This is a genomic window from Pseudomonas sp. VD-NE ins, from assembly GCF_031882575.1.
Classification (GTDB): Bacteria; Pseudomonadota; Gammaproteobacteria; order Pseudomonadales; family Pseudomonadaceae; genus Aquipseudomonas; species Aquipseudomonas fluorescens_BZ.
Genome location: NZ_CP134772.1, coordinates 1935849 through 1950015, shown reverse-complemented (window position 1 = coordinate 1950015; position 14167 = coordinate 1935849). Strand labels below are relative to the sequence as shown.

The window sequence follows — 14167 nt, the reverse complement described above, 5'->3', positions numbered from 1 at the left end:
GGACTGAATAAGCGGATCAAACATGAGCGTTCCCTCGCGCAAAAATTAGGCGCGGGAACTGTGCGGGGGATCAATCAGGAAAGAAGTCAGGCAAGTAGGCGATGACTGTAGGACTTGTCTGTAATAAATGAGCAATAGATAAACAGGCACGCAAAACGCAAACGCGAAGTGAGGAAAACCTCACGCCGCGTTTATCAGGACGGACACAATTGGATTTACTGCGTTGAATCCCGAGCGCTCAGCTCTTTCAATTTGAGCTCAGCCAACGGGTGTCCGGCCTTGGCAGCCATACCCCACCAGCGTGCGGCTTCGACAGGATCCGGGGGCTTGCTCGGGGTTCCGGCGAGGCTGATCACGCCGACCTGATAAGCCGCCTTGCCATCGCCAGCGAGCGCCGCCAGCCGCAACAGACGCACACCTTCTTCACGTGCTCCGAGGCCGACGCCACGAAAGGTCAGGATGTGCCCGTAAAAACTTTGCGCACTGACATCGCCCAGGTTGGCCATGCGCGCAAACTGTCCTTCAAGCCAACGCCAGCCGCGCGGTTGGCGGACAAACCAGGGCCAATGAAACAGCCTACGGGCCAGCCAGTAACTGGCCCGCGCCTTGAGTCGTAAAAACACTCAGGCCTCCGCCGATTCCGGGTATTCGTATTCGAAGACCCTGACTACTTCCGACGCATGCCAAGAGGCGGCGGCAACGCCATCGGATGGCCCGGAAAAACGCCCCAGACGTTCAACGCACTCAAAGAAACCGGTGCGCGGCAGGCGACTGGCACCCTGGCTGATCACCAGTGAACTGCGCAACGGTTGTTCGGCCTTGGCATCCAGCGCGGCCAGATGCTCAAGCGCGGCGGTCAAGGTTTGCATGGCCGGTGTCGGCAATTGCAACCGCTCGAGCAAGGCGCGATAAGTCAGCAGATGGCGCTGACGGCGCGCCTGATCCAGTTCTCCGAGCAATCCGTCCCAATGTTGACGACTGATGCGTACGCTCACGATTCATCCCTCCACCCTGGCACCGTCAGTTCCCAGGCCAAACTGCGGCGAATCGCGGCGTCGGGCTGACGCTCACCACTTTCGATCATGGCCAGATAAGACGGGCTGATGCCTACCGTGCGGGCCAGCGCCTCAATGGCGATGCCCTTCCCTTCGCGCAAACTGCGTAGTTGATCCAGACCTGGAAGAATCGGGTCTGGTGAAGCCGCGAGCGGCGTAGGTGCCGGACGCGACGGTGTTTCATTGATGCCTGCTGCTTTTAGTAGAGCCTGATACTGAGCCCACGGCAGAACCGCGTATTCGGGTTCGCCATCGCGTGCAATTATCTGAATATCCATGACTACCCCGTAGGACAACAACACTTAGCGAGTCGGCACTTTTCCCTAGAAGTGTAATCCTAACAGCGGCCAAGGTCGCGGGGGGTATCTATCTGTAGGCGGGTGTTGAGGAATCAGGTTTTTTTCGGCCCCTGAAGTTGCAGTTGTTCGGGGGTATCCGGCAGGCGTTCGACAACCGCAAGCTTTTCCGGCTGCTGGCGGTTGCGCCACAGGCGAAACGCATTGAGCTCATCGTCGAGGGTTTTCATCAGCCAGGCGAGGACGGCGATGTCGTCAAGCATGCCGAACACAGGGATGAAATCCGGAATCGCATCCACCGGGCTGAGGAAGTACATCAAACCCGCCACCACCGAAACCAGTGCTTTGCCACTGATGGCCCGGTACTCCCCGCGCCAATAGGCCAGGCACAATGCCTGGAGCAAACGTAAATCGTCCTTGAGTTTACCGAGACGATTACCTTGCGCGGCGCCTTTGCTGGCGACCGCAAACAGCAAGGTCGGCAACCGGCCCCGCGCCAGCAGGCGGCCGGCCAGGGGTAGGAATCGAGCGAAATTCCACGGAGCTTTCATCTATTCCTCCCGTTGAAATGTTATCCACACAAATTGTGGATAACCTTGTGAACAGAGCTGCATTTCAGCGCTGAAAGCCCCGTTTCATAAGGGCTGCGCTCAGATCGGGCGTTTTTTACTCACATAAAAAACCCCAATATTTCATTGACTTGGCTGCTCAGGCCGGCTAGCGATGGCAGCCTTAATGGCTATGACTCTCCCGACCGCCATCGGTTCGCTCTGTTTACCCTTGCCAGGGTCCAGATGCAACAACGCCCCGCATAAGCGAGGCGTTGTTGTTGAAGCCTTTACCAATTACTTGGCAGCAGCGGCTTCTTTGGCTGGATCCTTGATGGCCAGCAGTTCGAGGTCGAAGACCAGAACCGAATTGGCCGGGATTGCCGGGCTTGGCGACTGAGCGCCATAAGCCAGATCGCTAGGGATGTACAGTTTGTACTTCTCGCCAACGTGCATCAGTTGCAGACCTTCAACCCAACCCGGAATCACGCCGCTTACCGGCAGATCGATCGGGCTGCCGCGCTCGACGGAGCTGTCGAATACGGTGCCGTTGGTCAGCTTGCCGGTATAGTGAACAGTCACTACGTCAGTCGGTTTAGGCTGTGGGCCGTCGGCTTTCTTGACCACTTCGTATTGCAGGCCGGAAGCGGTGGTAGTCACACCTGCCTTCTTGCCATTTTCTTCGAGGAATTTCTTGCCAGCGGCTGCCGACTCTTCGCTCATCTTGGCCATACGCTCTTCAGCACGCTTTTGCAGCGCGGCGAAGGCTTCGACCAGTTCTTCGTCTTTCAGCTTCTGTTCTTTCTTGCCGACGGCATCTTCGATGCCCTGGGCTACCGCTTTGGAGTCCAGATCATCCATGCCTTCCTGAGCCAGGCTCTTGCCCATGTTCAGGCCGATACCGTAGGAAGCTTTTTGCGCCGGGGTTTTCAGCTCTACGCTGGTCTGCGAATCACAACCCGCGAGGACCAGGCCAACCAGGGCAACCGCCGCCGCCAACCGATGCTGTTTCATGCTATTTCCTTGTTCATGCGCCGAAAGGGCAATCGAGTAAAGCCGCGAGCTTATCAGGCCGCCACGACCAATGGCTACCGGCATGAGAGCAGGAAACTTCCGATAAGTTCAGGGATTAAAACGCATTGAGGCGAAGCGACGATGAAGCTTCTGTCATCTTGTCCCGACAATCAGCGTCGTTTCTTCTCGCATCATCTGGCGTAATGGCCACTTGCCGCATAGGGCAGGCTCAGGCATAACAGCGGCACAATTTGACAAGGATGTTTATCTTGCGCCTTCTATTCCGTGTGCTGACCCTGATCGTCGTGCTGCTGGGACTCGCCCTTGCTGTAGTGCTGTATTACGTCGCCAACCCGAAACTACCCTTCTACACGCCCACCGAGCAGGTGCATTACCTCAATCAGTGGAGTGACGAAGACCGGCAAACCTACTATTTCACGCCTCAGGGTACGCAGGTCAAAGGCCTGCGCTATGAGTGGTTCGGGGCGCTGGAACTGCCCTTCTCGGCGCAACGTTTCGCCTCACCCGATTACCTGGCGCGTTTTGGTTTTCTGATCGATCCGCAGCAGAAAGCCACGCCGAACAACCCCGGCAACCTCCCCGTCGGTTTTGCCCGACATCAGAATCCCGGCAGCTCCGAGCAATATCTGGACATCACTTGCGCCGCTTGCCACACCGGCGAATTGCGATTCAAAGGTCAGGCCGTGCGAATTGACGGAGGTGCTGCGCAACATGTGCTGCCTTCCAGTGTTCCTACTTTGCGCGGTGGCAGTTTCGGACAGGCATTGGTGGCAAGTCTGACCGCGACTTACTACAACCCATGGAAATTCGAACGTTTCGCCAGAACGGTATTGGGCGACGAATACGACGCGCGCCACGAGCAATTGCGCAAAGACTTCAAAACCTCTCTGAATACATTTCTCAAAGTCGCCTGGAACGACACCCATCGCGGCCTCTACCCGACCGAAGAAGGCCCCGGTCGCACCGATGCCTTTGGCCGCATTGCCAATGCGACATTCGGCGATGCGATATCCCCCGCCAACTATCGCGTGGCCAATGCCCCGGTGGATTACCCACAACTGTGGGACATGTGGACATTCGATTGGGTGCAGTGGAACGGCTCGGCGCAGCAGCCGATGGCGCGCAACATCGGCGAAGCCTTGGGCGTCGGCGCCACCCTGAATTTTTTTGATGGCAACGGTCAGCCACTGCAAGGCGAAGCACGCTATGCCTCGAGCGTGCGCGTGCGTGATCTGCACAAGATCGAAGAAACCCTGCAAAAGCTCAAGCCACCCGCTTGGCCAGAGGACCTGTTTGGCGCCATCGACAAGCCCCTGGCGGCTAAAGGGCGCTCGTTGTTTGCCGAGAATTGCGCCGGTTGCCACGTGCCGCGCCAGACTCAGGAAGGTGAGCGCTGGGTGCAGCATTTGCACATGTTGCCGGTCGATGTCATCGGCACGGACCCGAACGCTGCCAACAATATTGCCAGTCACCGTTTCGATCTGACTGCCCTGCAATGGGATGTGAAGGAACTCGAAACCATGGACGTCAAACTGCATCCGGCGCCCAAGGCACCGCTGGATCTGAGCCAGTTGTCGGTGGCCAAGGGCCTGGCCTACGTCACCGCTTTCGTCGAAGACCGCGCCTACCGCGAAGCCAACGTCACGCCGCAGGAGAAACCCCGTCTGGACGGCTTCGGCCTGCCGATCGGCGTGCGCGAAAAAATCGCTTACAAAGCCCGCCCGCTTGCGGGTGCCTGGGCCACTGCGCCGTTTCTGCACAACGGTTCGGTGCCGAGCATTTATCAGTTGCTGTCGCCGCAGGATGAACGCGCCACAACCTTCTTCAAAGGCAGTTTCGAATACGATCCACGGCACCTGGGTTATCGCACCGAAGCGTTTACCAACGGCTTCCTTTTCGACACGCGCATCACCGGCAATCACAACAGCGGACATGAATTCCGTGCCGGCGAACGTGGCAACGGCGTGATTGGCCGGCTGTTGCAGCCCGAAGAGCGCTGGGCGTTGCTGGAGTACCTGAAAGTCCTCGGCGGTCCACTGGAGACGCAACTGCCATGATTTCGACCTTCAAGAAAGAGTTGCCGCTGTTGGCCAGAATCTGGTTATGGCTTGGGCGTCTGCTTGGCAAAGCACTGCTGATAGCGCTCGCCATTGGCCTGCTCGGCTGGGCCATCGCCACAGCATGGTTTGCCTGGCAACACCGCGGCCCGGTGTCGGCGCTGGAACAGATTCCACCCGGCGAAGCGGCAATGACCCAGGACGTGATCCAGACCGCCGTGCGCATCGTCGATCAGCATCGCGAAAGCACACGGTATCTTCGCGACGCCCATGCCAAGGCCCATGGCTGTGTGAAGGCGCAAGTGCAGGTGCTGCCGGAACTTGCGCAGCCGTTGCGACAGGGCGTGTTCAGTGAGCCAGGCAAAACCTGGCAAGCGATGATTCGTCTGTCCAACGGCAATGCCTACCCGCAGTTCGACAGCATTCGCGACGCCAGGGGTATGGCGATCAAGCTGCTCGACGTTTCCGGAAAACAGCTACTCGGCAACCGCCAGGCACAGCCTGAGCAGGATTTCGTGATGTTCAGCCACCCGAGTTTCTTTGTCAGCGATGTCGCCGAGTACCGTCAGAATGTGGCGGCGCAGGCTGATGGCAAGAAGGTCATGGCGTTTTTCCCCGGGTGGGATCCGCGCACCTGGCAGATCCGCCATTTGTTTATTGCGCTAGCAACATTGTCGCCGCCGCCGGATAGCCCGACGGCGACCACATACTTTTCGGTTTCGCCCTACAAATTCGGTGAGGCCAATGCAAAGTTTCGCGTCGCACCGGACCCGGCTAACTGCCCTGCTTACACATTGCCTAAACAGAATCACGACCTGCCGAACTTCCTGCGCAGCGCGTTGCATCAACAGTTGTCGACGGACCGGGTGCCAGCCTGTTTCGTGCTGCAGATCCAGCGTCAGGATGCCCATGAATACATGCCGATCGAGGACACCAGCATCGAATGGCGCGAGCAGGATTCACCCTTCGAAACCGTCGCGCGGATCACCCTGCCGCCGCAGGATTTCGATACTCCGGCACTGAATCTGCAATGCGACAATCTGTCGTTCAATCCGTGGTTCGGGATTGAGGCGCATCGACCAATCGGTGGGATCAATCGGTTGCGCAAGGCTGTGTACGAAGCGATCAGCGACTATCGTCACCAGCGTAATGGCGATTGATTACTCTGCAGGCTCGGGAATCCGCGCTATCAACTCGGCAGACGGCCTGACCCTACCGACAGTCGGCCATGTCTTGCTCGGCGAGAGCACGCTCAGGTTTCCGGCCGCCGCTATTTTGTCGACAAACATCTGTGTGGTGATTTCACCCGAGATCAACTTCCGTTCAAAGTCCGCCGTCAACTCGACAATCAACGATCTGACTGGAATATCGGGTTGCGAAAAGCTTAAGACCGCCTCATCTGGTGTGATCATGAACAAGTGGTGCTGAGGGGCGGCGACCAGCCGATCCAGTCCGACTTTCATATCGGAAGGGGAAAAAAAGTTCTTGAAGCGTTCGGTGTCCGCTGCGGGCAACAGGTTTGGAGACGACGGCTTGCTCGAATGGTAGAAACCGTAAACCCGGAATCCCTCGGGAAGCTGGACATTGCCATGCTGATCTTTGGGAAAAATTGTAGACACGTCAAAGTTTATGTAATCACCGAACTCGGCAGCGGTGGCAATAAACTCATCCCGGTGGTTGTGTTTAAGAATCACACCCACTGTTTGCCCCTCGGATGAATTGGGCTGCCTGATACGCCAATAGGACGCAACGCCTGCGACATCATGGAACACGGGGCTGAAAATCGGCATCAATTCGACCGAGAATTTTTTTGTCTGGTTTTCCGAGCTATTGTCCCGTTTCCAACTCGCTTTCAATGCGCCTCGGTGAGACCACTTCGGTTTTTTTACAATGGCTTTGACAACAATGTTGAGTTCACCAGCCCCGACAGCCAACAAAATCCAGGTGCTGGCCAGAGTAGTCCCTCTTTCATACAAACTCTCAAACAGCTGAGAGCCTCCTTCCTCTTTTTTTGCAATTTGGCTGGCCAACTCAAGCTCAAAGTCTGATGCAGTTGAAGCGTATGAGATAAGACCGTCTTGACCTATGGACAGATAACACTTGGAATAATGGCGACGTGGGTTCATGACTTTCCACAGATCGGAAAACGAAAAAAAGCGAACACGGTATTCAAAATCCTCTTGGCTTTCTGACGCCCCCTTGGCTGCAAATGGACGTAAATGAAAACTGGCGGCGACGGTATACCCGGTAGGGACGCACAGTTGGCCCCTTACACACTTGGATACAAAGAGTGAATCGTCGTTGGGTTTGCTGTCGTTACGCACTTTCAGTGCACCGGGTTCTACGAACTCGGCACAAAGATACCGTCCTCGGCTATTTTCCAGGATAAACCAGAGAACCTCGGTTTTTGCCTCCCACTTCATGCCATGGAGAAAGGCGGCGGCGTCATCACACTCAAGGAATGACGGTTTGCTGGCCAAAAATGCTAGGTCCAACAATTTTTGGGCAGCTTCTGCTTGAAGGGAATCACTCATGAACTCAGTCTCTCGGTAGGCAATTGAACCAATTCATGACGCGAAATGAGTCATGAACAACGTTGCCCATTGTCCGAAAGCGGCTTGGCTGGCAGGCACTACATAGATATATGCAGCGAAAAATACTCAAACGCCAGACAGCAAAAAGCCCGCACTAGGCGGGCTTTCTGTGGAATCTGGCGTTCAGTGTTCCAGATTCCGAATATGGCGCAGCGGACGGGACTCGAACCCGCGACCCCCGGCGTGACAGGCCGGTATTCTAACCGACTGAACTACCGCTGCGCGAAACGCTTGAAACGAATGGTGGGTGATGACGGGATCGAACCGCCGACATTCTGCTTGTAAGGCAGACGCTCTCCCAGCTGAGCTAATCACCCTTCGCTTCGTTACGGGACGCATTATGCCACAAGTTTTCGTAATGTGTTGATTTAATTGAAGTTTTTTTCAAATAAATCCGAAAACCAGTGAAACGACACATCCCGCGGGTACAACCTTGGAGCAGAAAAAAACCCGCCTTGGCGGGTTTTTCCGTGGTGACCTGGCGTTCAGTGGTCCAGGTTACCGAATATGGCGCAGCGGACGGGACTCGAACCCGCGACCCCCGGCGTGACAGGCCGGTATTCTAACCGACTGAACTACCGCTGCGCTAAACACTTGAAACGAATGGTGGGTGATGACGGGATCGAACCGCCGACATTCTGCTTGTAAGGCAGACGCTCTCCCAGCTGAGCTAATCACCCTTCGCTTCGGTGTGGCGCGCATTCTACGGAGCGACCCAACCTCTGGCAAGCACTTTTTTAAATAATTTTCTCAGGCCTTCCAAAGGCTTAGAGAAGGGTTGGCCTATGAGACGGCGAAGACAATAATGCCCCCCTTTGTATAAAGGAGAGACTCACCCCATGTGGTTCAAAAACCTGCTTATCTATCGCCTGACCCAAGACCTGCCTGTCGATGCCGAGGCGCTGGAAACTGCACTGGCCACCAAACTGGCGCGTCCATGTGCAAGCCAGGAGTTGACCACCTACGGTTTCGTCGCGCCGTTCGGCAAAGGCGAAGATGCTCCATTGGTGCACGTCAGCGGTGACTTCCTGCTGATCTCCGCGCGTAAAGAAGAACGCATTCTGCCGGGCAGCGTCGTGCGTGACGCGGTCAAGGAAAAGGTCGAGGAGATCGAAGCCGAGCAGATGCGCAAGGTCTATAAGAAGGAACGCGACCAGATCAAGGATGAAATCATCCAGGCGTTCCTGCCGCGCGCCTTTATCCGTCGCTCGTCGACCTTCGCCGCCATCGCGCCAAAACAGGGCCTGATCCTGGTCAACTCGGCCAGCCCGAAACGCGCTGAAGACCTGCTGTCGACCCTGCGTGAAGTGATCGGCACCCTGCCCGTCCGTCCACTGACGGTAAAAATGTCGCCAACCGCGACCATGACCGAATGGGTCACCACGCAAAAAGCCGCCGACGACTTCTATGTACTCGACGAGTGCGAACTGCGCGACACCCACGAAGACGGCGGTATCGTCCGTTGCAAGCGTCAGGACCTGACCAGCGAAGAAATCCAGCTGCACCTGAGCACTGGCAAGGTCGTGACTCAATTGTCGTTGGCCTGGCAGGACAAACTGTCGTTCATGCTCGATGACAAGATGACCGTCAAGCGTCTGAAGTTCGAAGATCTGTTGCAGGATCAGGCAGAGCAGGACGGTGGTGATGAAGCGCTGGGTCAACTGGATGCCAGCTTCACCCTGATGATGCTGACTTTCGGTGATTTCCTGCCGGCGCTGGTTGAAGCATTGGGCGGTGAAGAGACTCCGCAAGGAATCTAAAGCCAACCAGTTCCTGGTGAAGGAATCGGTTCAAATGTGGGAGCTGGCTTGCCAGCGATAGCGGTGTTACAGATGGCTTATATGGAGTCTGACACGCCGCCATCGCTGGCAAGCCAGCTCCCACAGTGTTTGTTGGTGTAACCAATAATAAGGATCAAGCCATGCGCGCACTGGCTGCACTCAGCCGCTTTGTCGGCAACACATTCGCTTACTGGGTTCTGATTTTCGCGGTGATTGCGTTCCTGCAACCGGCGTGGTTCCTCGGCCTGAAAAGTGCGATCGTACCGTTGCTGGGCCTGGTGATGTTCGGCATGGGCCTGACCCTCAAACTCGACGACTTCGCTGCCGTTGCCCGCCATCCATGGCGCGTGGCGCTGGGCGTGGTTGCACATTTCGTGATCATGCCCGGTGTGGCGTGGTTGCTCTGCCAGATATTTCACCTGCCGCCGGAAATCGCCGTCGGGGTGATTCTGGTCGGTTGCTGCCCGAGCGGCACCTCGTCCAACGTGATGACCTGGCTGGCCCGTGGTGATCTGGCGTTGTCGGTGGCCATTGCCGCCGTCACCACCCTCCTCGCCCCGCTGCTGACCCCGGCGCTGATCTGGCTGCTGGCTTCGGCGTGGTTGCCGGTGTCGTTCATGGAGCTGTTCTGGTCGATCCTGCAAGTGGTGTTGTTGCCGATCATTCTTGGCGTGGTTGCCCAGCGCTTGCTTGGCGACAAGGTTCGTCACGCCGTCGATGTGTTGCCACTGGTGTCGGTGGTCAGCATCGTGATCATCGTGACTGCCGTAGTGGCTGCCAGTCAGGCAAAAATCGCTGAGTCCGGTCTGCTGATCATGGCTGTAGTAATGCTGCACAACAGCTTCGGTTATTTGCTGGGCTACTTCACCGGACGCCTGTTCAAGTTGCCGTTGGCCCAGCGCAAGTCGCTGGCGCTGGAAGTGGGCATGCAGAATTCGGGGTTGGGCGCGGCATTGGCCAGTGCACATTTTTCGCCGTTGGCGGCGGTGCCGAGTGCGCTGTTCAGCGTCTGGCACAATATCTCCGGCGCACTGCTGTCGACTTACTTCCGACGCATGAGTGAAAAGCAAGATCGCGAGGCACTGTCGCAGCAAGCGGCCGACTGACCTCGAAACTTGATCCCCGGGTTAATGCTGGTCAAACTATCGCGCAACGCGGGGACGACCCTGCGGCTCGATCGAGTTATTAATCTGGGGACGACCCCGTCAATCGATGGAGGTCTCTCATGTCCTGGATCATTCTGTTTTTCGCCGGCCTGTTCGAAGTCGGCTGGGCCGTCGGCCTGAAATACACCGACGGCTTCACCCGCCCACTCCCCACCGTTCTGACCGTTGCGGCCATGGCCATCAGCCTTGGCCTGTTGGGCCTTGCGATGAAGGAATTGCCGCTGGGCACGGCCTATGCGATCTGGACCGGTGTCGGTGCCGTGGGCACGGTGATTGCCGGAATCATTCTGTTCGGCGAGTCGATGGCGTTGATTCGTCTGGCCAGTGTGGCGTTGATCATTACCGGGCTGATTGGCCTTAAGGTCAGCGCTTAAGCCACTGGCCCCATCGCTGGCAAGCCAGCTCCCACAGGTTCAATGCTGTACACAAACAGGTGTTCACTGAAGATCTTTGTGGGAGCTGGCTTGCCAGCGATGAGCCAGTACAGACACCAACTATCTGACTGTCCCGCGCAACTCCCCGACCAACGCCTGCAACTTCGCCGGCTCAGCCGCATCAACGTCCACCGGCGAACCCGCCACCAACGTCACCCGCGACCACAACCGGTGAAACAAGCCCTTGTTCGGATCGCGACTGAAGAAACTCCCCCACAACCCCCGCAATGCCAACGGAATCACCGGTACCGGCGTCTCCTCGAGAATCCGCGTCAGCCCGCCTCTGAACTCGTTCATCTCGCCATCCGCCGTCAACTTGCCCTCCGGGAAGATGCACACCAACTCTCCGTCCTTCAGATACTGAGCAATACGGGTGAAGGCCTTTTCGTAAATCTGGATGTCTTCATTACGTCCGGCAATCGGGATTGTCCCCGCCGTGCGGAAGATAAAGTTCAGCACCGGCAGGTTGTAGATTTTGTAGTACATGACAAAGCGAATCGGCCGACGCACTGCACCACCAATCAGCAACGCATCGACGAACGACACGTGATTGCACACTAACAGCGCGGCGCCCTCATCGGGAATCGCCTCAAGGTTGCGGTGCTCGACGCGGTACATGGAATGGCTGAGCAGCCAGATCATGAAGCGCATGCTGAATTCGGGGACGATCTTGAAGATGTAAGCGTTGACGCCGATGTTCAGCAGCGACACCACGAGAAACAACTGCGGGATCGACAGCTTGGCCACACTCAACAACACAATCGAGACGATGGCCGACACCACCATAAACAACGCGTTGAGAATGTTGTTGGCGGCAATCACCCGCGCCCGCTCGTTTTCGGCGGTTCGCGACTGGATCAAGGCATACAGCGGCACGATGTAAAAACCACCAAAGATGCCGAGACCGAGAATGTCGACCAACACCGCCCAGGTGTGCACGAAGCCCAGCACTTCAATCCAGCTGTGGCCGGTGACGCTGTCAGGAATTCCGCCGGAATGCCACCACAACAACAGACCGAATACCGTCAAACCAAACGAGCCGAACGGCACCAGACCGATCTCGACCTTGCGCCCGGACAGCTTTTCGCAAAGCATCGAACCCAACGCAATACCCACCGAGAACACCGTGAGGATCAGCGTGACCACGGTCTCATCGCCGTGCATCCATTCCTTGGCGTAGGCCGGAATCTGCGTCAGGTAAATCGCCCCGACAAACCAGAACCACGAGTTGCCGACTATCGAACGCGACACCGCTGGCGTCTGGCCCAGACCGAGCTTCAGGGTGGCCCAGGATTGACTGAAGATGTTCCAGTTCAGGCGCATCTCCGGAGAGGAAGCCGCTGCGCGCGGAATGCTGCGACTGGCCAGATAGCCCAGCACGGCAATGCCGACAATGGCAGTCGAGACCAGCGGCGCGTAATGGGTCGACGACATAATGACCCCGGCACCAATCGTCCCGGCGAGAATCGCCAGAAACGTACCCATCTCCACCAGGCCGTTACCACCCACCAGCTCATCCTCGCGCAAGGCCTGCGGCAGGATCGAATATTTCACCGGTCCAAACAGCGCCGAGTGCGTGCCCATGGCGAACAGTGCCACCAGCATCAGCGACAAGTGATCAAAGAGGAAACCGATTGATCCTACGGCCATGATCGCGATTTCCGCGAGTTTGATCAGACGGATCAGCGCGTCTTTGGCGAACTTCTCCCCGAACTGCCCGGCCAATGCCGAGAACAAAAAGAACGGCAGAATAAACAGCAGCGCGCACAGATTGACCCAAATCGAGCGGTCACCCTCGATGGTCAAGCGATAGAGAATGGCGAGAATCAGTGACTGCTTGAACACGTTGTCGTTGAACGCACCAAGCGACTGCGTGATGAAAAACGGCAAGAAGCGCCGCGTGCGCAGCAGGTTGAACTGTGAGGGGTGACTCATCTTCCGTGTTTTCCTGATGTTGAGGGTAGCGAGGCCTGGGTACTGCTTATTGGAATCTCGAACCGCGATCCAGGCCACACCTTACCTAAAACTTTCAGGTTATTTCTTCAAACCTGCAATGCATGGCGAGACAAACAGCTCGCCACGCCACGCGCCTTGCACGGTGCGTTTACCGACAATCAGCCACATCACCGCCAGCAACAGCACCAGCGCGGTACCGAAGACGCTGAAAAACGTCAGGTTCAGGGTGCTCGCCAGTTTCAAGGTTGCCAACGAATACACGCCTAACGGGAAGGTGAACCCCCACCAGCCGAGGTTGAACGGGATGCCGTCACGCAAGTAACGCACGGTGATCAGCAGCGCCATCAACATCCACCACAGCCCGAAACCCCACAGGGTAATCCCCGCAATAAGCCCAAGACCCGAGGCGATTTCACCGATACCCGGCAGACCATTCGCCGCGAAGATCGCAGGCGCATCTCCGCCGAGCAGCAACATGCCCAGCGCGCCGGTGCCGATCGGGCCGAGGGCCAGCCAGCTCGAGGCGGCCATGTTTTCGTGGGGCAGTTTATGCAGGGCCATGCGCAGCAGCAGGATCGTCAGAATGCTGAACGCCACCGGCAGGGAAAAGGCCCAGAGCACGTAGCTCGTCGTCAGCACCACCAGTTGCGAGTGAGCATCGCTGAGATGCGGCGCGAGCAAACCTCCACTGGCCGCCGCCACTTCGGCGGCGACTACCGGTAACAGCCAAACCGCAGTCATCTGGTCGATGCTGTGTTCCTGACGGGTAAACATCATGTACGGAATCAACACACCACAGGCCAGCGACATGGCCACGTCGATCCACCACAGCACTTCGGCGAGGTGGATCACGCCGTCGCCCCAGCGTGGCAGACCAAACAGCAGAAAGCCGTTGATGATCGTCGCCAGCCCCATGGGAATGGTGCCGAAGAACATCGATACCGTGGAGTGGCCGAAAATCCGCCGCGCTTCATCGAAGAACAAGATCCAGCGCGCAGCGTAGGCAGCGGTAAACAGGCTGAACAACAGAATGTTGAACAACCACAAACCTTCAGCGATGGCGTGCAGGCCTGGAATGGCCAGCGGCAATTGTGCGAGCGCCAACGCCAGCACCCCGGTGCCCATGGTCGCGGCGAACCAGTTCGGGGTGAATTGGCGGATCACTTCGCGCGGATGCTGAAGCTGGCTGAACGGCTTGATGCCGGGTTTGGCGCTGTTGGGGCAAGTCATCATGAACTCCTCTCC

13 protein-coding genes and 4 tRNA genes are annotated in these 14167 nt (G+C 57.3%); 5 read left to right on the top strand and 12 right to left on the bottom strand.

Annotation, left to right across the window (positions count from 1 at the left end; genetic code table 11):
* Positions 1 to 215 precede the first annotated feature (215 nt).
* The 5 genes from RMV17_RS08640 to RMV17_RS08620 form a co-directional block, all read right to left on the bottom strand.
* The gene (locus tag RMV17_RS08640; protein ID WP_311886261.1) at positions 216 to 623 is read right to left on the bottom strand and encodes a sel1 repeat family protein; all 408 of its coding nucleotides are present in this window, start codon (positions 621 to 623) and stop codon (positions 216 to 218) included.
* Positions 624 to 995, bottom strand: a complete 372-nt coding sequence (locus RMV17_RS08635; RefSeq protein ID WP_003223109.1) for a hypothetical protein — start codon at positions 993 to 995, stop codon at positions 624 to 626.
* Positions 992 to 1333, bottom strand: a complete 342-nt coding sequence (locus RMV17_RS08630; protein WP_311886260.1) for a helix-turn-helix transcriptional regulator — start codon at positions 1331 to 1333, stop codon at positions 992 to 994. The genes RMV17_RS08635 and RMV17_RS08630 overlap by 4 nt, the downstream gene beginning before the upstream one ends.
* A gap of 113 nt (positions 1334 to 1446) precedes the next feature.
* The gene (locus RMV17_RS08625) at positions 1447 to 1902 is read right to left on the bottom strand and encodes a YkvA family protein (RefSeq protein WP_007919749.1); all 456 of its coding nucleotides are present in this window, start codon (positions 1900 to 1902) and stop codon (positions 1447 to 1449) included.
* A gap of 294 nt (positions 1903 to 2196) precedes the next feature.
* On the bottom strand, positions 2197 to 2913 hold the full coding sequence (locus RMV17_RS08620) for an FKBP-type peptidyl-prolyl cis-trans isomerase (protein WP_034156206.1): 717 nt from the start codon (positions 2911 to 2913) through the stop codon (positions 2197 to 2199).
* Between the two features lie 269 nt (positions 2914 to 3182).
* On the opposite strand from RMV17_RS08620, the gene RMV17_RS08615 reads away from it, so the two are divergent.
* Positions 3183 to 4991 carry a di-heme-cytochrome C peroxidase gene (locus RMV17_RS08615; RefSeq protein ID WP_311886259.1) on the top strand — a complete coding sequence of 603 codons (1809 nt, stop codon included), beginning with the start codon at positions 3183 to 3185 and terminating at the stop codon, positions 4989 to 4991.
* Entirely contained in the window at positions 4988 to 6151 is a 1164-nt protein-coding gene (locus tag RMV17_RS08610; RefSeq protein WP_311886258.1) for a catalase family protein, read from the top strand. The genes RMV17_RS08615 and RMV17_RS08610 overlap by 4 nt, the downstream gene beginning before the upstream one ends.
* On the opposite strand, the gene RMV17_RS08605 is transcribed toward RMV17_RS08610, so the two are convergent.
* The 5 genes from RMV17_RS08605 to RMV17_RS08585 form a co-directional block, all read right to left on the bottom strand.
* Positions 6152 to 7525 (bottom strand): hypothetical protein, encoded by a 1374-nt coding sequence (locus RMV17_RS08605; protein WP_311886257.1) that lies wholly within the window; start codon positions 7523 to 7525, stop codon positions 6152 to 6154.
* 205 nt (positions 7526 to 7730) lie between these two features.
* Positions 7731 to 7807, bottom strand: a tRNA-Asp gene (locus tag RMV17_RS08600).
* A gap of 19 nt (positions 7808 to 7826) precedes the next feature.
* Positions 7827 to 7902, bottom strand: a tRNA-Val gene (locus RMV17_RS08595).
* Positions 7903 to 8093: 191 nt separating this feature from the next.
* Positions 8094 to 8170 (bottom strand) — tRNA-Asp (locus RMV17_RS08590).
* A 19-nt stretch (positions 8171 to 8189) separates the two neighbouring features.
* Positions 8190 to 8265, bottom strand: a tRNA-Val gene (locus RMV17_RS08585).
* Positions 8266 to 8424: 159 nt separating this feature from the next.
* Here RMV17_RS08585 and rdgC point away from each other — a divergent pair.
* From rdgC to sugE, 3 genes are all read left to right on the top strand, one after another.
* A complete protein-coding gene (rdgC, locus tag RMV17_RS08580; RefSeq protein WP_007919763.1) occupies positions 8425 to 9345 on the top strand; it encodes a recombination-associated protein RdgC in 921 nt (306 codons plus the stop codon).
* A gap of 161 nt (positions 9346 to 9506) precedes the next feature.
* Entirely contained in the window at positions 9507 to 10472 is a 966-nt protein-coding gene (locus RMV17_RS08575; protein WP_034156210.1) for a bile acid:sodium symporter family protein, read from the top strand.
* A 119-nt stretch (positions 10473 to 10591) separates the two neighbouring features.
* Positions 10592 to 10906, top strand: coding sequence for a quaternary ammonium compound efflux SMR transporter SugE (gene sugE, locus RMV17_RS08570; protein ID WP_003223093.1), 315 nt, complete (start codon positions 10592 to 10594; stop codon positions 10904 to 10906).
* A 120-nt stretch (positions 10907 to 11026) separates the two neighbouring features.
* Here sugE and RMV17_RS08565 read toward each other — a convergent pair whose 3' ends face one another.
* Positions 11027 to 12901, bottom strand: coding sequence for an MFS transporter (locus RMV17_RS08565; protein WP_311886256.1), 1875 nt, complete (start codon positions 12899 to 12901; stop codon positions 11027 to 11029).
* A 99-nt stretch (positions 12902 to 13000) separates the two neighbouring features.
* Entirely contained in the window at positions 13001 to 14152 is a 1152-nt protein-coding gene (locus RMV17_RS08560) for a TDT family transporter (RefSeq protein ID WP_108227189.1), read from the bottom strand.
* Positions 14153 to 14167 lie beyond the last annotated feature (15 nt).